Annotated in this window: 13 protein-coding genes and 3 pseudogenes; 13 read left to right on the plus strand and 3 right to left on the minus strand. The window is 40.1% G+C overall.

The genetic code is table 11. From position 1 onward, the window contains the following. The first annotated feature begins 56 nt into the window (after positions 1-56). The 8 genes from INQ00_RS01690 (at position 57) to INQ00_RS01725 (ending at position 9,782) form a co-directional block, all read left to right on the plus strand. Positions 57-947 carry a Fe(3+) dicitrate ABC transporter substrate-binding protein gene (locus INQ00_RS01690; protein ID WP_014064285.1) on the plus strand — a complete coding sequence of 297 codons (891 nt, stop codon included), beginning with the start codon at positions 57-59 and terminating at the stop codon, positions 945-947. After that, positions 947-1,936 (plus strand): iron-dicitrate ABC transporter permease FecC, encoded by a 990-nt coding sequence (gene fecC / locus INQ00_RS01695; protein ID WP_005695169.1) that lies wholly within the window; start codon positions 947-949, stop codon positions 1,934-1,936. The genes INQ00_RS01690 and fecC overlap by 1 nt, the downstream gene beginning before the upstream one ends. Then, entirely contained in the window at positions 1,936-2,919 is a 984-nt protein-coding gene (gene fecD / locus INQ00_RS01700) for a Fe(3+) dicitrate ABC transporter permease subunit FecD (protein WP_048953924.1), read from the plus strand. Before fecC ends, fecD begins: the two co-directional genes overlap by 1 nt. Next, the gene (gene fecE, locus INQ00_RS01705; RefSeq protein ID WP_197547109.1) at positions 2,919-3,686 is read left to right on the plus strand and encodes a Fe(3+) dicitrate ABC transporter ATP-binding protein FecE; all 768 of its coding nucleotides are present in this window, start codon (positions 2,919-2,921) and stop codon (positions 3,684-3,686) included. Before fecD ends, fecE begins: the two co-directional genes overlap by 1 nt. A gap of 210 nt (positions 3,687-3,896) precedes the next feature. Further along, positions 3,897-6,314 carry a poly-beta-1,6 N-acetyl-D-glucosamine export porin PgaA gene (pgaA, locus tag INQ00_RS01710; protein WP_197547110.1) on the plus strand — a complete coding sequence of 806 codons (2,418 nt, stop codon included), beginning with the start codon at positions 3,897-3,899 and terminating at the stop codon, positions 6,312-6,314. A gap of 21 nt (positions 6,315-6,335) precedes the next feature. Further along, entirely contained in the window at positions 6,336-8,252 is a 1,917-nt protein-coding gene (pgaB, locus tag INQ00_RS01715; protein WP_197547111.1) for a poly-beta-1,6-N-acetyl-D-glucosamine N-deacetylase PgaB, read from the plus strand. 9 nt (positions 8,253-8,261) lie between these two features. After that, positions 8,262-9,503, plus strand: coding sequence for a poly-beta-1,6-N-acetyl-D-glucosamine synthase (pgaC, locus tag INQ00_RS01720; protein ID WP_197547112.1), 1,242 nt, complete (start codon positions 8,262-8,264; stop codon positions 9,501-9,503). A gap of 3 nt (positions 9,504-9,506) precedes the next feature. Next, on the plus strand, positions 9,507-9,782 hold the full coding sequence (locus tag INQ00_RS01725; protein WP_178161704.1) for an HmsD: 276 nt from the start codon (positions 9,507-9,509) through the stop codon (positions 9,780-9,782). Between the two features lie 299 nt (positions 9,783-10,081). Here the strand turns inward: INQ00_RS01725 and pckA are convergent, their stop codons facing one another. Further along, positions 10,082-11,698: a phosphoenolpyruvate carboxykinase (ATP) gene (pckA, locus tag INQ00_RS01730; protein WP_197547113.1), complete on the minus strand. Its 1,617-nt coding sequence runs from the start codon at positions 11,696-11,698 to the stop codon at positions 10,082-10,084. A gap of 257 nt (positions 11,699-11,955) precedes the next feature. On the opposite strand from pckA, the gene INQ00_RS01735 reads away from it, so the two are divergent. The 5 genes and pseudogenes from INQ00_RS01735 to putP all read left to right on the plus strand — a co-directional run bounded on the left by INQ00_RS01735 (position 11,956) and on the right by putP (position 18,328). Next, positions 11,956-12,780, plus strand: coding sequence for an alpha/beta hydrolase (locus INQ00_RS01735; RefSeq protein WP_197547114.1), 825 nt, complete (start codon positions 11,956-11,958; stop codon positions 12,778-12,780). After that, positions 12,777-12,926 (plus strand): annotated as a pseudogene (locus tag INQ00_RS01740) (7-cyano-7-deazaguanine synthase); the annotation flags it as partial. The gene INQ00_RS01735 and the pseudogene INQ00_RS01740, both read left to right, overlap by 4 nt. Positions 12,927-13,019: 93 nt before the next feature. Next, a pseudogene (locus INQ00_RS01745) lies at positions 13,020-13,136 on the plus strand (radical SAM protein); the annotation flags it as partial. Between the two features lie 235 nt (positions 13,137-13,371). Beyond that, positions 13,372-16,824, plus strand: coding sequence for a bifunctional proline dehydrogenase/L-glutamate gamma-semialdehyde dehydrogenase PutA (putA, locus tag INQ00_RS01750; protein WP_197547115.1), 3,453 nt, complete (start codon positions 13,372-13,374; stop codon positions 16,822-16,824). A gap of 13 nt (positions 16,825-16,837) precedes the next feature. Then, entirely contained in the window at positions 16,838-18,328 is a 1,491-nt protein-coding gene (putP, locus tag INQ00_RS01755) for a sodium/proline symporter PutP (RefSeq protein WP_197547116.1), read from the plus strand. Between the two features lie 54 nt (positions 18,329-18,382). Here putP and INQ00_RS01760 read toward each other — a convergent pair. Together INQ00_RS01760 and hslO are read right to left on the minus strand one after the other, a co-directional pair. Further along, positions 18,383-18,606 (minus strand): annotated as a pseudogene (locus tag INQ00_RS01760) (transposase); the annotation flags it as partial. Positions 18,607-18,798: 192 nt separating this feature from the next. After that, positions 18,799-19,665 carry an Hsp33 family molecular chaperone HslO gene (hslO, locus tag INQ00_RS01765; RefSeq protein ID WP_197547117.1) on the minus strand — a complete coding sequence of 289 codons (867 nt, stop codon included), beginning with the start codon at positions 19,663-19,665 and terminating at the stop codon, positions 18,799-18,801. Between the last annotated feature and the right edge of the window lie 177 nt (positions 19,666-19,842).

The raw sequence follows: 19,842 nt of genomic DNA on the forward strand, positions 1-19,842 counted from the left end.
CCAATAACATTGTTTGAATGTATAATCCTAATGCTTTTTATTATTGAGGACACAATATGAAAAAATTATTCAAAACCACTTTAGCTTCTGCATTATTAATGGTATCCGCATTTGCTAGTGCAGTGACGGTTAAAGATGCGAAAGGTGAATTTACCCTTGATAAAACCCCAAGCCGTGTTGTGGCATTGGAATATTCTTTTGTGGATGCTTTAGCCCAAGTCGGTGTAAGCCCAGTGGGTGTGGCTGACGATAACAAAATCGATCGTATTTTGCCGCAAGTGCGCGAAAAAATTGCTGCATGGCAATCCGTTGGCACGCGTTCTCAACCGAGTCTTGAAGTGATTGCTTCTCTCAAACCCGATTTAATTATTGCTGATCCATCTCGCCATACTGCAGTATTTGAAGAATTGAAAAAAATCGCGCCAACGGTGATGTTCGATTCTCGTCATGAAAGTTATCAAGAAAATCTTGAAACCGCGCAAAAAATTGGTGATTTAGTCGGTAAAAGTAGCGAAATGAAAGCAAAAATCAATGAACATAATGATTACATTGCCAACATCGCAAAAAATTTAGGTGTGCAAGGCAAAAAAGCCTCATTTGGTACTTCCCGAGAAGATAAATTTAATATCCAAAATGACAATGGCTATGTGGGTAGTTTCTTAACGACATTAGGTTTTGCCCCAACTAAACTCAATAGTGATCAAGCTTTCGTAGAAATCAACCTTGAACAATTAGTAATGGAAAAACCGGAATACTTGTTCATCGCCCATTATCGTGATGAAAGTATTGCCCGCAAATGGGAAGCTGAGCCACTTTGGAAAGCCATTCCTGCCGTCAAAGCAAACCATGTTTACAGCGTTGACTCGGACATGTGGGCGCGTGGTCGCGGCTTAGAAGCAAGCAAAATTATGGCAAAACAAATTGAAGGTTTCGTGAAACAAAAATAATGATGAAGTCCACTTTCCGTTGGGGACTTCCCCTTATCATTCTGGCTTTCCTATTATGGGGAAGCCTGTTTTTGTATTATCCCATCGAAATTCGACCGCTTGCAGCGTTACAAGCGTTCCTCCCCGATGGCGATGAAATTGCCAAAATTACCGTAACCGATTTACGCCTGCCGCGCGCATTAGTTGGCATGATTTTAGGGGCCAATCTTGCGGTGGCGGGGGCGTTGTTACAAACCATTACGCGCAACCCGCTTGCTTCACCTACGCTACTCAGCGTGAACTCAGGCGCTAGTCTTGCCATGGTAACCGCCAGTGCGTTTAGCCCCTTGATTCTTTCTGGTTATAGCATTGCCTTAGTGGCCAGTATCGGCGGCGGTCTGAGTTGGTTTGTGGTAATGCTGATCAGTAATGGTTGGAAAGACAACAGTGGAGATCGTAGCCGAGTGATTTTAGCGGGGATTGCGGTATCACTACTTTGTGCCGCCCTCACGAAATTAGTGCTCATTATCGCGGAAGATCATGCCTTTGGTATTATGAGTTGGCTAGCGGGTGGCATTGCGCATGCGCGTTGGAATGAATTATTGACGTTATTTCCATTCTTTATTTTGACCGCACTTTTCTGTCTATTCTTTGCTAGTCGTTTGAATTTACTCAATTTAAGCGATGAATCTGCGCGTTCGTTAGGCATCAATCTCTTCCGTTTACGCTGGTACGCTAACATCATGGCATTATTGATTGTGGGTTCAAGCGTGAGTGTTGCTGGCCCTGTTGCCTTTATCGGCTTACTCGTGCCCCATCTTGCTCGCTATTGGATTGGTTATGACTTGCGAAAATCGCTTCCCATGGCGATGTTACTCGGTGCAATTTTAATGCTCGCTGCAGATACCATTGCCCGTGCGGTCAACTTCCCTAGTGAAGTGCCTGCTGGTGCGGTGCTTGCCTTAATTGGTGCACCAGTCTTTGTATTATTTGCCAGAGGAAGACACTAATGCGAACCTCTCATGTATCTTTTCGCGCTATCGGCTTTTATGTTATTACGCTTAGCCTGATGGTACTACTCTTTGGATTGAGTATTCGCCTCGGCACTTATACGCTTTCTTTTGAGGAAATTTGGGCGGCCTTTCAGCCTGACGATAAAAACTATTTTACCTTGATGGAATATCGCCTACCGCGAGCAGTGTTAGCGATTTTATTGGGTGGCGCCTTAGCGATTTCTGGTGTATTAGTGCAAAGTGTGGTGCGTAATCCGCTTGCCTCTCCCGATATTTTAGGAATTAACAATGCGGCAGGGTTGGTTGCTGTTTCGGTATTGATGTTCTTACCAAACTTAGCATTTTACTGGATGCCAATTTTTGCCTTTTTAGGCGGTGTGCTCTCTTTTGTCATTTTATGGATCGTGTGCGGTTTTAACTTCCGTCCTATCAAAATGGCAATCATTGGGGTCGCACTATCCGCGTTATGGGCAGCGATTAGTCATTATCTGATGCTTACCAATCCGGTCGAGATCAACACGGCTATGTTATGGCTTACCGGCAGTCTATGGGGACGTAGCTGGTCTTATTTGAATGTGGTATTGCCATGGTTAGTAGTATTGCTACCCTTACCATTTATTTTCTGTCGCGATCTCGACACCCTTGGTTTAGGTGAAAACAAAGCCTCAACCCTTGGCGTGACCGTAAATAAAGTGCAAATCAGCGTTTTAGTGCTAGCGGTAGCCCTTTCTACTACAGCCGTGGCAATTTGTGGTCCAATTGCCTTTTTAGGCTTAGTTGCTCCGCATCTTGCTCGTCGTTTAGTCGGCGGCAGACATCGCACTCTATTACCGGCGGCCTTGATTATTGGTGCCCTCTTATTACAACTTTCGGATATTTTGGCGCGGGTGATTGACCCACCAACTGAACTACCAGCGGGTATTCTGACCGCGATTATCGGTGCGCCATATTTCTTCTACTTATTGATGAGAACTAAATAATGAGCATTGAAATCAATAATTTATCTTTAGGTTATCAAGATAAACTCGTGGTTAAAAATCTGTCGCTAAAATTCCCGAGAAATAAAGTGATTGCATTAATCGGCCCAAATGGTTGCGGTAAGTCCACCACATTAAAAGCGGTGGCTCGCTTGCTTAAGCCAAAGCAAGGCTCAATCACCCATAAAGGCAAGGACATTTGGCAAAAAAGCCCTAAAGAATATGCCCAAGAATTGGCTTTTCTCCCGCAGCAACACCTAGTACCAGAAGGGATTAAAGTGCGGGAATTGATCGCCTACGGGCGTTCGCCTTACTTAAATCTCTGGGGCAAACTCAGCCAAAAAGATGAAGAATTGGTTAATTGGGCGATGGAACAAACACAAACTGCCGAACTCGCCGAACAGTTAGTTTCTGATTTATCTGGAGGTCAACAACAACGGGTATTTTTAGCCATGACTCTTGCGCAAGATGCTGAATTAGTGCTACTCGATGAGCCCACTACTTATCTGGATTTAAACCGCCAAGCTGAACTCATGGGCATGATGCGACAAATGCAACAAAACGGAAAAACCGTGATTACGGTATTGCATGATCTCAACCAAGCCTGCCGCTATTGCGATTACTTAATCGTCATGAAAAAAGGTGCCGTAATGGCACAAGGCACACCTGATGAGGTCATGACCGAAGAGTTGCTGAAGGATGTGTTTGATTTGGATGTCATCATTTATCGTGATCCTATCAGTAACACACCGATGTTTATTTTGAAATAACTTTCAATCACTTCTCTAAATATCAAATAGGCGTTTTATTTTACTAAAATGCCTATTTTTTCACCTAAAACACTCGATGTTATACATAACTAATACTTTTTATAGCTCAACTTGAGGTCGGACCACTTTACGAAACTTATACTTTCCTTACATTGTCATAAATATGGAGTCCACAATAAATAATTATAATTAAACATAGTAGAAGTTAATATGAAGTCTCTATCCCATGTCTTTAAGGCAGTGCTATTAGTAGGTATCAGCACCTCAGTAGTACAGGTTGCCTATGCCCAAAATTCCTCTATTGATACCGAACGAGAAAATATCATCATTTTCTCTCGTCAAGGAGAGGCCCAATTAAATCAAGCTATTCCAAAACTTGAGGCCTTATTTAAGAGGACGCACGATGTGAAAGTGCGCGATGATTTAATTACACTCTATCTGAGGACGAATCAATCCGCTAAAGCACTTTCACTTTGCGAAAGCTGCGCACCAGCGCAATTTTCCCAAAATGAACTGGAAAATTTAGGCAAAGCCGCTCGAAATGAAAAACAATACGACCGTGCCGTTGCATTCTATTCCCAATTGCAAAAGCAATTCCCTGATAATCCAAATGGATGGCTTGGTGGCGCATTAGCCTCCACTGAAACTAAAGACTACACTGCGGCAAAAAATGCACTGAATGTTTATAAACAACATTTTGGACAAGATAATGCTTATCTTGATGCAGAAAGTTATTTGCTTGATTTCACCGAACCCGACATGGCTAAACTTGGCCGTTGGCAACGTCAGTTAGAACAAAATCCGAAAAATATCACCTTAATGAGAGAGTTGTATCGTTTAGCATCGAAATACAACCTTCAACCATTACAAGAGAAACTACAAAAAGCCTATCCTGATCAATTCAATCAAAAAGATATGATGTGGTTTGAGCATGGTAAGACGATTACCTCCTCAAAAAATGCGACGACGCCTACACAACAAGAAAAATCATTTGAAGAATTGACCGCACTTTTGAGCAAAATTAATCCTGAGCATCCTCTGTATCAACAAGCATTGCAAGATCGTTTTGTGATGGGTGTTCGCTTGAATAAATTTGATGAAATAGAAGATGACTTCAATACATTACAGGCTCAATCTAATGTGCCTGCGTATTTAGAAGAAGCCTTTGGGGATTATTGGGCAGCAAAAGGCTCACCACACAAAGCATTAGCGATTTATCAAGCAATTGAACAACAAGCCTTAACCAATAAACTCGCTGTGAGTGATGGTTTACTTCATAAACTCTCTCTCTCCGCAAGCGATGCGGGCAAATTTGAATTGGCGCAACAATATTTAGAGCGTATGAATTCAAATGTTTATATCAATGACTATACCCGAACATCAAAAATTCTGAATCCAGGCTACGATTCTCGCTATTTTGGTTTGGCACGTTTAGCTTTATGGCGTGGTAACAGCAAATTAGCTCAGCAACTTATTGATGATCGTCTATTTAACAAAACGCCTGGTGATCCATGGGTGATGTTGCAAAAAGCAGAACTTGAGCGAAATCGTGGCAACTATGATGATGCTAAATTATGGGCGGAAAAAGCCGGTTATTTTTTGAGTAAAAATGATCAGCAAGAAGCTCGTAATAACCTGGCTGAAACCGCCTTAAGTCAAAATGATTTACCAACAGTTTCAAAAACGATTGATGCAATGAATGAAGAACAACGTCAGTCAGCGCAATCCCTTATTAAGCATTATGAACAAGCACGTTCTGGCAAAATTGTAGGGAGTGTCGGCTTACAGCATCGCACCTCACCAATAAGTTATAGCAATGAAAGTAGTCAAGATTATGCGATTTACACACCTAAAACAGCAAATGGGCACGATCTCTACGTTCATTACTTAGAAACTCGCTCCCCTTATGACAAAGAAAGTCTTATTTCGCGTCGAATCGGTGTAGGCACTGAACTCAATTTCTATCCACTCCAAGTAAAAATGGAAGGTGGGAAAGGCATTAAGCTTAATGATAAAGCCTATTTCTCTACAGAGGCAAATTATACCCTCAACCAGCATTGGTCATTTAATTTAGACGCCAATATTAATGGTAGTGGCACTCCAGTTAAAGCCATCAATAAGGGTGTGTATACCAAAGATATTGGTTTCTCTACCACGTATTCCTATTCCGATATTTTCCAAGCAGGACTAGGTGGTGGCGTCATGAAATTTGATGACGGCAACTTAAGAAAAGAAGCCAATTTCTGGTTGAATCTCAATACATTTAAACATGACCGTTGGGCGCTAACCAACAATTTCAGAGTCGATTACAGCAAAAATAAAACCATTGATTCTGCTGAATATTACAACCCATCAAAAGCGACAAGCTTGGAATTTGGTGCGGATTTAAGTTACTACCAACCACTTAATTATGGCTTAGTCTTAAATCATCACCTGAAAGCCAGTGTGGGTGCTTATAAACAGGCTGAACTCAGTCGAGAAAAAATGTGGTCAATTAGCTACGGACATCAATGGCGTGTTGGTAAAAAATTTGGCGTGTCTTATGAAATTGGTCGTAAAAAGAATATTTATGACGGCAATGCTGAATTCAACAATTTCGGAAATTTAAACTTCTCTATTTATTATTAAATACTTAAGCGGTATAACTTTATGAGATCTCTAAAACATTTTGCAAAAATCATTATTTGCACGCTTTCCCTTTTTTCGGCTTTTGCCTTTGCGCAAGATCGTTATGGCGTATTAGCTTATCACTCTGTTGTAGATGAAAGTGCGGCTGAAAATCAAAAACATTATTTTCCTCAAACGATTTCTGCCCAAACCTTAATTAACCATTTTAATTGGCTAAAAGAAAACGGATACAACGTGATCAGTTGGCAGCAAGTTATCGATGCTGAAAATGGTAAAGGCACATTACCTGATAATGCGGTGTTGCTAAGCTTCGATGATGGCTATGAGACTATGTATAACGTGGTCTTCCCTCTATTAAAGGCCTATAACTACCCTGCTGTTTTTGCGCCAGTGACAGGCTGGTTAGATACGCCGGCAGATCAAAAAATCGCTTATGCCGATAAAATGCTGGATCGTTCTGTTTTTGCCACTTGGTCGCAAGTCAAAGAAATGGAACAAAGTGGGCTCGTTGAAGTTGCCTCACATACTCATAATCTTCATAACGGTATAAATGCCAACCCATCTGGTGGTCAATTACCCTCAGTGATTGCACCTGAATATAAAAATGGAAAATATGAAACTGAAGATGCCTACAAAAACAGATTGAAATCTGATTTCACTCGTTCTGTTCAAACGTTAGTCAATCATATCGGTAAGAAACCACGTGTAATGGTGTGGCCGTATGGACAATTTAATGATGTTGCTGTGCAACTTGCACGACAAGCAGGAATGCCACACTACTTCTCATTAGGTGAAAAAATCATCAATAAAGTTGGCGATAAACATATTGGACGCTTATTACTTAATGCAGAAACCGATCTAAATACCGTTAAAAACTATCTTGATGGCATTGATGAAAGCAAACAAATTCAACGAGTACTGCATGTCGATTTAGATTATGTCTATGATGCGGATAAAGCTCAGCAAGCCAAAAACCTTGATAAGTTAATCGACCGCATCTATCGCTATGGTGTGACGACAGTTTATCTTCAAGCATTCTCTGATCCCGATGGGGATGGTGTAGCGGATGCCTTGTATTTTCCAAATAAATACCTTCCTGTACGAGATGATATTTTTGGCCGAATTGCCTGGCAATTGCAAACGCGCGCGGGCGTACAAGTCTACGCTTGGATGCCTGTACTCGCCTTTGATTTACGAAAAGGCGTAAAAGAGGCGGAATATGTCATTGATAGCCGCACGGGCAAGCCTTCAACAAAGGCTTATTTACGCCTTTCACCTTATAACAAACAGAATGTTGAAATCATTAAATCTATTTATAACGATTTGTCATTCTACGCCAAATTTAATGGCATTTTATTCCACGATGATGTGTTCCTAACCGATTTTGAGGGCGCAGAAGGTGATCATGCTGAAGGTATGGTTAGCCCACAAGCAAAACAAAAAACACAAGATTTAATCCAATTAACCCATCAGCTCACTGATGCGTTAAAACCTTATTTCTTGCGTGGTTCATATTCTCTTAAAACAGCTCGTAATCTTTATGCATCAGTGATCACCAATCCAAATGCAGAAGAATGGTTGGCACAGAACTTAAAAACGCTCACTGATAATTACGATACCACTGCCATCATGGCGATGCCATATATGGAAAATGAGCAGCCAATTTCACAAGAAGAAGCCTATCAATGGTTTTCCTCTCTCATTGAAAATGTGAAAGCTCAAGCACCATTAGATAAAGTCTTGTTTGAATTCCAAGCGGTGAATTGGCGAACTCAAAAACCAATTCCTGAATCCGAGTTGATTGATTGGATGAAGCTATTGCAAAAAAATCATATTTATAGCTATGGCTACTATCCGGATAACTTTTTAACTAATCAACCGGATCTGAACAAAATGAAACCGTATTTTTCGGTAAATACTAATGTGGGAAAACCTTAAGGATTGACTATGAACCAACAATTCTTAGAGGCAATTAGTATCTTCGTATTTATGTATCCTGCTGGAATGGCAATATATTGGGTCAGTGCAAGCCTCTGCTATTACCTTTTTATGGAAGGAAAACTTGGGCAACCAACCTTCCAACAAATGCCTAAAGAACGCGTTCCTATGGTCAGCATTATGGTGCCTTGCTATAACGAAGGCGACAACTTAGATGAAGCCATTCCTTACTTGCTTCAACTCAGATATCCAAACTATGAACTCATCTTTATCAATGATGGGAGTAAAGATAACACTGGCGAAATTATTGAACGTTGGGCGAAAGAAGATGAGCGAATTGTAGCTCTTCATCAAGAAAATCAAGGTAAAGCCAGCGCATTAAACCATGGCTTATTGGTCGCTAAAGGAGAATATGTAGCCTGTATTGATGGCGATGCGGTATTAGATTTTGATGCGATCGACTATATGGTGCAATCCCTTGAATTAAACCGCACTTATGGTGGTGTTACAGGCAACCCACGCGTACGTAACCGCAGTACGATTTTAGGTCGCTTACAAGTGTCTGAATTTAGTTCCATTATCGGTTTAATCAAACGCGCTCAAAGCCTAATGGGAACCATTTTCACCGTATCCGGCGTATGTTGTCTATTCCGCAAAGATGTGATGGAAGAAATTGGTGGCTGGAGCACCAATATGATCACGGAAGACATTGATGTCAGTTGGAAAATTCAAACAGCCGGTTACAACATCATGTATGAACCCCGTGCTTTATGTTGGGTATTAATGCCTGAACGTCTTTATGGTTTATACAAACAGCGTTTACGCTGGGCGCAAGGTGGCGCTGAAACCATCATCAAATATTTTCCTCAGGTCTGGCGCTGGAAAAACCGCCGTCTATGGCCAATGTATGCCGAATATTTTGTTACCGCAACTTGGGCAATCTTATTGGTTGCACTGGTTGCGCTTGCACTATACCGCAAGATTACTTTGGGTATAGGCATTCAAAACATGGAATTGTTTGAAACAAATATCTCGCTCATGTTTTTTTCCTTCTTCTTACAGTGTCTCTTGAGCTTATACATCGACTCTCGTTATGAAAAAGGATTGATCCAATATGGAATTTCTTGCATTTGGTATCCCTACGTTTATTGGTTACTCAATACAGTAACCTTACTCGTTGGAATCCCAAAAGCGATTTTTAGAAACAAGTCCAAGCTAGCTGTATGGACAAGCCCTGACAGAGGAGTTTAAATAATGGCAACCGCCACTTTACAACAATTGATGGTTATTAATAAAGGTAGCAGCCTTCCCTTGCTGATTAAAGCCAAAAGCTTTGTACTAGATATAGTCACCTGGGCTTTATGGGCTTATATCATCACTTTTGTCGCGAGATATGCGGAACGCATCTTCACTAAACCGATTCTGGAAAGTTTCTTTTTCGTTGATGTGATAAGCATAATGTTTTCTGTTTCTGCGGTATTGGTTATATTGGCTTATATTTGGTCTATTCTTACCGTAGCAAAAGAATAACTCGCAAAAACTTAATATAAAAAAACCGCACTTTAGTTTTCAAATCAAAGTGCGGTTATTTTTATGGGAGTTTTAACTAAATAGACCAGAGAATACATCATCTCTAAACAGACGTTCTTCATTTATCGTAAAGCATAATACTTTCTGTATTAACCCTGTAATATTGGCTTAATTGCTATTCCCCCATATCGAAAGATGTCATTCACATAAAAAATTGAAGATAAAGAAAACCGCACTTTGATTTAAAAACCAAAGTGCGGTTATTTTTAGAGATGTTTAATTAGATGCTGTTTATCTAATTAAGCTTTTGGACCTGCTGCAATAAGTGCTTTACCTTCTGCATTAGTCGCATATTTTTCGAAGTTTTTCACGAAACGACCTGCAAGATCTTCAGCTTTAGCTTGCCATTGTGCTTTGTCCGCATAAGTATCACGTGGATCTAAGATCGCAGAATCTACACCTGGTAATGCTTTTGGAATCGCTAAATCAAAGATTGGTAACTTGCCCATTTCTGCTTTTTCGATAGAACCATCTAGGATTGCATCGATAATACCACGAGTATCTTTGATTGAGATACGTTTACCTGTACCGTTCCAACCAGTATTAACTAAGTAAGCTTCTGCACCAGCAGCTTGCATACGTTTAACTAACACTTGAGCATATTGTGTCGGGTGGAGAGTTAAGAACGCCGCACCGAAACATGCTGAGAAGGTTGGAGTTGGTTCAGTAATGCCACGCTCTGTACCAGCTAATTTAGCAGTGAAACCAGATAAGAAGTAGTATTTAGTTTGCTCTGGTGTCAATTTAGACACAGGAGGTAATACACCGAATGCATCCGCAGTTAAGAAAATTACTTTCGTTGCGTGACCAGCACGAGATACTGGTTTAACAATATTATCAATGTGATAAATTGGGTAAGACACACGAGTATTTTCAGTTTTAGAACCATCATCGAAATCAACTGAACCATCAGCACGAACCACTACGTTTTCTAATAACGCATCGCGACGGATTGCACGATAGATATCTGGCTCATTTTCTTCAGAAAGATGGATAGTTTTCGCGTAGCAACCACCTTCGAAGTTGAAGATACCTACATCATCCCAACCGTGCTCATCGTCACCGATTAATTCACGTTTTGGATCGGTGGAAAGGGTGGTTTTACCTGTACCTGATAAACCGAAGAAGATTGCTACATCACCGTCTTTACCTACGTTAGCAGAACAGTGCATTGCACCTACACCTTTAAGTGGTAGGAAGTAGTTCATCATTGAGAACATACCTTTCTTCATTTCACCGCCGTACCAAGTACCACCGATTAATTGGATACGCTCAGTTAAGTTGAATGCAACGAAGTTTTCAGAGTTCAAACCTTGTTCTTTCCAGTTCGGGTTGGTGCATTTAGAACCATTCATTACCACGAAATCAGGTTTAAAGGTTTTTAATTGTTCTTCTGTCGGACGAATGAACATATTTTTCACAAAGTGTGCTTGCCATGCTACTTCAGTCACGATACGTACTGCGATACGGTCTTGTTCACTTGCGCCACAGAAACCATCAACCACGAATAAACGTTTACCAGAAAGTTGTTTAGTCACAAGACCTTTCAAGCTTGACCAAGTTTCTTGAGTCATTGGTTTGTTATCGTTTTTCGCCACATCAGAAGTCCACCACACAGTATCTTTTGTGGTATCATCTAAAACGATGTATTTATCTTTCGGCGAACGACCGGTAAAGATCCCTGTATCAACAGCCACCGCTCCAGTTGTGGTAAGTGTACCTTTTTCAAAGCCTTCTAAGCCAGGTTTGGTTTCTTCTTCAAAAAGTTGTTCATAGCTTGGGTTATAAACCACTTCTTTTACATCATGAATACCAATGGCTTCAAGTTCTTTAATTACATTTTTAATGTCAGTCATAGTTCACCTCTTGATTAAAGTTTAAAAATTTTTCCTATGGTTATTGTAGGGGAATTACCAGAAAAAAAATGTTAACTAGATCAAATTTTTGAACATTCATTGAAAATTTCTACCTATTTTTAGGGTGTTTTGGGGAGCCAAGATGAAGTGCGGTTGATTTCACCTTTACTTTTCCTATATAGTGATAACCATTCTCAAATTAAGACCGGATAACCATGTTCTCATTTCTGCGTTTACCCTTTTTATTTTTCCTGCTGATGTTTACGCAAAGTACGCAAGCAGAACCCGACTTTAAGATTCCTCCTATTCAAGAAAGCATGAAAAAAATGTATCAAATTCAACAAAAAGATTTTACCTTTGAAGACAAACATTACCGTTTGTTTATTGCTGTTCCACCAAAAACATCGCAAAAACTGACCGCACTTTACACGTTGGATGGCAATGCACAATTTCCAATAGCAGTGAATGCTGTCAATCCTCATAAACCGCTTCCTCTTATTGTCGGTATCGGTTATGTATCTGATAAAGCTTACGTTATTGAGGAACGAATGAGAGACTACACGTTTCCTGTAGAAGGAGCTGAATTTGCCAAAGGAGGGAAAGCCGCTGATTTTCTACGTTTTATTCAAGAAGATGTAAAGCCTTATATTGAACAGCATTTTGATATCAATAAGGAAAAACAATATTTCTTTGGCCATTCTTTTGGTGGGTTGTTTGGATTATACGTGCTCTTCCATCAACCGGATTTATTTCAACATTACACATTGGCAAGCCCTTCTCTTTGGTGGGGAAATGGCTCATTTTTACCTCAACATGAACCTTGGATTACCCAAAAACCATCACATATTCTGATTACATTAGGCTCTTACGAAGAACATCCTGAACAGGATCCGAATATCACTGAAGAGCAATTACAGCGTATTAATCAACGGAAACAAATGCGAACAATCAATGCGCATCAACTGGCGGAAATATTAACCAAACAAGGAAATTCCGTGGCGTTTATTTCCATTCCCAATAAAAACCACGGTGGCTCAATTCCTGACGCAATCAAACATAGCTTGGAACAAGTGCAACAATAAAACGTCCAAAAAAAGTCCTTGTGATTTTTTCAGGCGGCCAAGACTCTACAACTTGCCTATTTCAGGCCATCGCAGAATTCGGCAAAGAAAATGTCGAAGTAATGACCTTTCAATACGGACAACGTCATGCAATTGAGCTAGAAAAAGGGCTTACGAATAATTAGCAGAAAAAGGACTAGCAAATGTTTAAAATTGCAAAAGAATTCAGTTTTGATACGGCACATATGCTTAATGGGCATGATGACAAAATGAATTTATTAGAAACTATCACTCAATTAGGTCAATTAAATCTTCGTGCTAATAAACCTAAATGGCAGTTAAGCCTCCAAACTCATAAGATTATTGGTATCGAGTAATATCTTATTAACATCTTTCTGAGAAGAATCAGGCGATTCTTCTCAAATTTGCTTTTCTATTTTCTTCAAAAACTAAAAAATATCGCTATTTATTCAGTATTTTCGTGAATTTTGCATTATTTTCACACAATTCTGTGAAGTGATTCACAAATTCGAGAAAAAAGCATTTACTTTTCCCTCTGTTGATTTTATGTTCATTAACAATCTTGTAACAAAGTAACAAGGGGTGATTACTATGTCCTTCCAACTTTCTAAAACCTACCGTCCTGAACGCCAACTCATCACCGAAAACTATCGCTTAGATGAGAAAACGGCAGTAGATAACTTGCTTAAAACCTTAGATTTTACCCAAGAACAAGAAAAACGCATTACTAACAATGCGATCAAACTTATTAACAAACTTCGCCATCTTAAACAAAAACAATATGGCGCAGATGCCTTAATGCAAGAATTCTCATTAAGCAGTGAAGAAGGTGTCGCACTAATGTGCTTAGCTGAAGCGCTGTTACGTATTCCTGATGCAGAAACCCGCGATGATTTGATTTATGAAAAATTACGTGATGGTAACTGGAAATCTCACATTGGTAACGCTAACTCATTTTTTATCAACGCAGCTAGTTATGGCTTAGTTTTCGGTAAAAAAATTAGTGAAAATTTAGACGAAAAAAGCCTCGCAAATGCGTTAAGCCGTAGCTTTGCTCGCTTCTCTGCCCCGATTATGCGTACGCTCATTGTAAAATCCATGCAAATCTTAGGGAAACAATTCGTAGCTGGCGTTACCATGCAAGAAGCGCTAACGAACATTAAACCTCGTTATGAAAAAGGCTTTACCTTCTCTTTTGATATGCTTGGTGAAGCAGCCATGACCCAAGCGGATGCAGATCGTTATTTTAATGATTATCTCCATGCCATTGAAAGTGTGGGGAAAGATGCTGCAGGTCGCACTATCTATAATGGTAACAGTGTTTCCGTTAAACTTTCTGCTATCCATCCAAAATATTGGCGTGCGAAATATGATCGTGTTATCGACGAGCTTTATCCGCGCGTAAAAGAACTTTTCTTACTCGCCCAAAAATATAACATCAGTGTAAACATTGATGCTGAAGAAGCTAGCCGCTTAGAGCTATCTCTAGATTTAGTAGAAAAATTACTAGATGAGCCAGAACTCAAAGGTTACAAAGGTATTGGCTATGTTGTTCAAGCCTACTCTAAACGTTGCCCATTTGTGTTGGATTACTTAATCAATCTTGCCCGAGAAAAAGACGGTTACTTAATGATTCGCCTTGTAAAAGGAGCTTATTGGGATAGCGAAGTAAAATGGGCGCAAGCGGATGGCTTAGATGGTTTCCCGCTTTATACTCGCAAAAATCATACCGATATCTCTTATATTGCCTGTGCGAAAAAATTACTTGCTGCTCAAGATGTGATCTACCCTCAATTTGCGACTCATAACGTACAAACCATGTGTACGATCCACGAATTAGGTCAAGGCAAACAATTTGAATTCCAATGCTTACATGGCATGGGTGAAAGCTTATACGACAACATTGTTGGCAAAGAGAATTTTAATCGCCAAGTCCGTGTTTACGCCCCCGTAGGCACACACGAGACCTTATTAGCTTACTTAGTTCGCCGTTTATTAGAAAACGGGGCAAACTCATCATTTGTTCATCAATTGGTCGATGAAAATATTCCGGTAGAACAATTAGTGATTCCGCCTTGGAAACTCTATGAGAAATCTAATGGTGAACCGAATAAATTAGTACGCAATCCACTTGAGCTATTTAATGATCGTAGAAACTCTGCAGGTTTTGATTTAAGCAACGAATTTGAGTTAGCTAAATTAGAACAAGCATTAAACGAAGCACCTATCGAAAATGCGCAATCACTCACGGTGCTGGCTAATGCAGAAAACTTAGCTGCGCATACCGTGGTCAATCCAGCTAATCTGAAAGAGAACTTAGCAGAAGTTGCTTTCTTAAACCCAACTGAAGCACAAGCTGTGTTTAACGCGGCAAATAATGAGACATGGGCAGCACAAAGCGCAACTGAACGAGCAAATGTATTACGAAAAGCCGCCAATTTATACGAAGAAAACTTCGGCTTATTGATGAAACTTGCCATTGTTGAAGCTGGTAAAACATTACCAAATGCAATTGCAGAGCTACGAGAAGCGGTCGATTTTCTCAGATATTATGCAAATCAGCTTGAATATCTCGCAAAAGATCAACACTTGGGTGCACCACGCGGAAAAGTTCTCTGTATTTCGCCTTGGAACTTCCCTTTAGCTATCTTTACTGGACAAGTCGCTGCAAGCCTTGCAGCAGGAAATGCGGTAATTGCTAAACCAGCAGAACAAACTTCTCTTATTGCATATGCAGCAGTAAAACTTTTACACCAAGCAGGCGTACCAAAAGAGGCATTACAATTGGTGCTTGGGGCAGGCGATTTAGGGGCGGCATTAGTACAACAAGCTTTTGATGGCGTTGTGTTTACTGGCTCAACTGAAGTTGCAAAATTGATTGAAAAACGAATTGCACAAGCGGATAACGATCCTGTTTTAATCGCTGAAACTGGTGGACAAAACGTATTAGTATCTGACTCCTCTGCATTACCAGAACAAGTTGTTGCAGACGTTTTAAGCTCTGCATTTGACTCTGCTGGTCAACGCTGTTCTGCACTACGTATCTTGTTATTGCAAGAAGATGTCGCAGATCATTACTATAAAATGATTACAGAAGCGATTAACGAATTTAGCCTTGGCGACCCTCGTTTACTCTCAACAGACATTGGCCCTGTAATTGATCAAGAAGCGAAACAAAATCTAGAAAATCATAAAGCGAATATGCGGAAAGTCGCTCGTGCTTATGTCGAATTAGAGGCACCAACCAATGGTCATTTTGTCGCACCAGCAGTCTATCTTTTAGATAATCTTAACCAATTACAACGTGAAGTGTTTGGCCCAATCTTACACATCGTGCGTTATAAAAAAGAGAACTTAGTTAACGTACTCAATGAAGTTAATGCGAAAGGTTATGCCCTCACTGGTGGTTGCCATAGCCGTATCCGTAAACAGATGGACTTAGTTGAAAAACACCTCCACTGCGGTAACTTCTATATTAACCGTAATATTGTTGGTGCAGTTGTGGGCGTACAACCATTTGGTGGTCATGGTTTATCTGGTACAGGCCCGAAAGCCGGTGGCGAATTCTATTTGCAACGTTTAACAAAAACAGACCGCTACTACAGCCAATTTGGGGATGAAAACAGTCTAGGTAATGCACAACCTGTTTTAGACAGTATTACTGGTGAACGCAACTCTTTAGCTTACTTGCCTTCTGAAGTAGCAATTCTAAATGGCGATTTAGCTACATCAGAAAAAGCTGCCAATAAACTATTGGCAAAAGGCTTTACGATTTTAGTTGAGCCAAGTCATCCATTAGCTAAATCTGGTAAAGCGGGCGTACGAGTTGATACTAAACTAGGCCACTGCCAAAAAGGTATCTACTTAGCAGAATTAAGTAAAGAACGACGCCAATGGTTAGCTGAAAACAGCTCAGCTATTTTTAAATGCTATGATTGGCAAACTACCCAAGATATTTTACCGTTATACGATGAGTTCTCTCGCAGTTACAACATCACAGCTGCTGGCGGGAACACCTCGTTAATGTCTTCTGAAGAACATTAAGAAGGAGTAATTTATGCAAATCTACATTACCTTTGGGCTCTATTTGCTCGTTATTTTAGGCATTGGATTATATGCCTACCGTTCCACGCAGAATTTTGACGACTATATTCTAGGTGGTCGCAAAATGGGCAGTTTTGTTACTGCCATGTCTGCTGGTGCATCAGATATGTCCGGCTGGTTATTAATGGGATTACCTGGAGCAATTTTTCTCTCTGGTTTATCCGAAGCTTGGATTGTTGTTGGGTTAACTATTGGGGCTTATTTGAACTATCGTGTTGTTGCTGGTCGCTTGCGTATTTTTACTGAAAAATATAGCAACGCCTTAACGTTACCGGAGTTCTTTGCACAACGTTTTCCACGTCAGAAAAAAGCACTGAAAATCATCTCTTCAGGTATTATCTTGTTCTTCTTTACCATCTATTGTGCCTCTGGAGTAGTGGCTGGTGCGAAATTATTCCAAAGCCTATTAGGCATGGATTACACTACCGCGCTTTGGTTTGGTGCGATTGCAACCATTAGCTACACTTTTATTGGTGGGTACTTAGCAGTTTCTTGGAGTGATACCATTCAGGCTTCATTGATGATTTTTGCTCTAATTCTTGCTCCTGTGATGGTTATTCTCACGATCAGTTGGGATGATCTCAAAATGGCACTTGAAGCAAAATCTGCTGTAACAGGTATTCCTTATAGTAACTGGTTGCACAACGTTTCTGGTATTGGTGTAGTGTCTGCCTTGGCATGGGGTTTAGGCTACTTCGGGCAACCACATATTTTGGCTCGCTTTATGGCTGCAGACTCTGTTGCTTCTTTAAATAAAGCCCGCCAAATCGGTATTACTTGGATGATCCTTTGCTTAGGTGGTGCAGTTGCTGTCGGTTATTTTGGACTAGCTTATTTCACTGAAAGAAACATTGACCTTGCGAATGCAGAATCTGTATTCATTGAATTATCCAAAGTCATGTTTAACCCTTGGATTGTCGGCATCATATTATCTGCAATTCTTGCCGCAATTATGAGTACCTTATCAGCGCAATTATTGATGTGTTCTGCGGCTATTACAGAAGATTTCTATAAAGGTTTCTTCCGTAAAAATGCCTCTAGCACAGAATTAGTTTGGGTTGGTCGCTTAATGGTGTTACTCATCTCTGTCATTGCTATCGTTATCGCACATGACCCTAACTCAAAAGTGATGGGATTAGTTTCGTACGCTTGGGCTGGCTTTGGTGCTGCATTTGGACCAGTTGTGATTCTTTCTCTCTTTAACCGTAACATTAGCTCAAAAGCTGCATTATGGGGAATGCTATCTGGCTCTATCACCGTCGTTGCATGGAGCCCACTCATGCGCTATCTAGGCTGGGACGATTTATCCAAACTTTATGAGATTATTCCCGGTTTCTTAGTTTGCTCATTTATTACTTTAACATCATCTGTCTTTGCACCTGTTCATCCGAAAGTGCAACAACAATTTGATGAAGCCCTAGCAGAATTTGAAACAAGATGCTAACTTTATTTAACAAAAAACCTAAACAAAATGATCTGACCAAAAAAAGTTAGACTGTTATTTAAAGGACTGCTTTCGATATTGTATCGGACTCAGTCCTTTTAATTTTAATTGGATTCGTTCTTCATTATAGTACCGGAAATAATCATTGATAACCTTTTCAAGTTCATCAATGCCAGTAAACGATTTTCCTGAAAACACTCCGTTTTCATTCGCCCAAAAAAGCTTTCCATTGCTGCATTATCCAAACTATTTCCTTTTCGTGACATACTTTGAGAAATCCAATATCTAACGGTTTTTGCCGCTAAGTTGAAATGCTTTAATGTTAAAGCAAGATTTTCGTGTGTTCGAAATAGAAATTCACGACTTGTTGTTTGAAAAGTTGATTATATTTAGTCATAAAAAATCTGCACCTTAATCAGTTAGAAGTTTAGTCTAACTTTTGGGGTGCAGATCATGAACGGGAATTTTTCTTATTGTGCTTGTTTGAGTTTATTGATGGCTTCTTTATTGAAGAAGTAATGTGTGCCACAACATTCACACTGCATATCAATACTGCCTTTATGCTCTTCTAAGATTTCATCAATTTCAGCTTCTGGAATCAGTAATAATGCGGCTCCTGAACGTTCAGGTGAGCAACCGCAGAAGAAAGAAACAGTTTGCGGTTCAAAGACTTCCACCACTTCTTCATGATATAAACGATACAGCAATTCTTCCGCTGGCAATCCAAATAACTCCTCATCTTTTACGGTTGCAGCTAAAGTGGTTAAATGCTCAAAATCCTCTGGCGTACCTTGCCCATCAGGCATGATTTGCAACAACATCCCTGCAGTAACTGGTTTGCCTTCATATTCACCCGTGCGAATAATAAGCTGAGTTTGTAGCTGCTCTGAACGGACAAAATAGTCTTCTAAACATTCCGTAATCGTTGGTTTATCTAAACCGATAACGCCTTGATAACGCTCGCCTTCAGTAGGAGCAATCGTAATCACTAACACACCTTTGCCGATCATATCATGCAAGCTCATGCCATCTTGAATATCACCTTGCACACGGGCTAATGCACGGATCTGTTGTTGGTCATTACCATTTACTAAAGCTAATTTTAATGGGCCGTCACCTTGAATTTGAACAGTAATATTACCGTTAAATTTTAATGTTGCGGTCAACAAATTAGTCGCCACCATCATCTCACCCAATAAGTTTTGTACCGCTTTTGGATAATGGTGGGTATTCAATGTATCCGTAAAGGTTTGGTTTAATCGTACCCATTCACCACGAACAGCACGGTTTTGGAAAAGGTAACGGTAAAGTTTGTCATTGTCTTGAGTGCAATTCATTATTTGTTCCTATTTATTCTTTGAGTAAAAGTGCGGTCAATTTTGAAAATAAATTGTAAACGTTCAAAAAAGATGTCGTTTTGTTACCGCACTTTGTGCCTGTGCGATATTATGGGGGTGAAAATCAAAATTACAAGCCAAAAAGAAAAGCGGATAGCTTTCACTATCCGCTCGTTT

The sequence above is a fragment of the Haemophilus parainfluenzae genome (genome assembly GCF_014931275.1).
Lineage (GTDB): Bacteria > Pseudomonadota > Gammaproteobacteria > Enterobacterales > Pasteurellaceae > Haemophilus_D.

Bases quoted from the DNA above. Each gene is read 5' to 3' on its own strand.
- INQ00_RS01690 (WP_014064285.1), top strand. From the start codon at position 57: ATGAAAAAATTATTCAAAACCACTTTAGCTTCTGCATTATTAATGGTA.
- fecC (WP_005695169.1), top strand. From the start codon at position 947: ATGATGAAGTCCACTTTCCGTTGGGGACTTCCCCTTATCATTCTGGCT.
- fecD (WP_048953924.1), top strand. From the start codon at position 1,936: ATGCGAACCTCTCATGTATCTTTTCGCGCTATCGGCTTTTATGTTATT.
- fecE (WP_197547109.1), top strand. From the start codon at position 2,919: ATGAGCATTGAAATCAATAATTTATCTTTAGGTTATCAAGATAAACTC.
- pgaA (WP_197547110.1), top strand. From the start codon at position 3,897: ATGAAGTCTCTATCCCATGTCTTTAAGGCAGTGCTATTAGTAGGTATC.
- pgaB (WP_197547111.1), top strand. From the start codon at position 6,336: ATGAGATCTCTAAAACATTTTGCAAAAATCATTATTTGCACGCTTTCC.
- pgaC (WP_197547112.1), top strand. From the start codon at position 8,262: ATGAACCAACAATTCTTAGAGGCAATTAGTATCTTCGTATTTATGTAT.
- INQ00_RS01725 (WP_178161704.1), top strand. From the start codon at position 9,507: ATGGCAACCGCCACTTTACAACAATTGATGGTTATTAATAAAGGTAGC.
- pckA (WP_197547113.1), bottom strand. From the start codon at position 11,698: ATGACTGACATTAAAAATGTAATTAAAGAACTTGAAGCCATTGGTATT.
- INQ00_RS01735 (WP_197547114.1), top strand. From the start codon at position 11,956: ATGTTTACGCAAAGTACGCAAGCAGAACCCGACTTTAAGATTCCTCCT.
- putA (WP_197547115.1), top strand. From the start codon at position 13,372: ATGTCCTTCCAACTTTCTAAAACCTACCGTCCTGAACGCCAACTCATC.
- putP (WP_197547116.1), top strand. From the start codon at position 16,838: ATGCAAATCTACATTACCTTTGGGCTCTATTTGCTCGTTATTTTAGGC.
- hslO (WP_197547117.1), bottom strand. From the start codon at position 19,665: ATGAATTGCACTCAAGACAATGACAAACTTTACCGTTACCTTTTCCAA.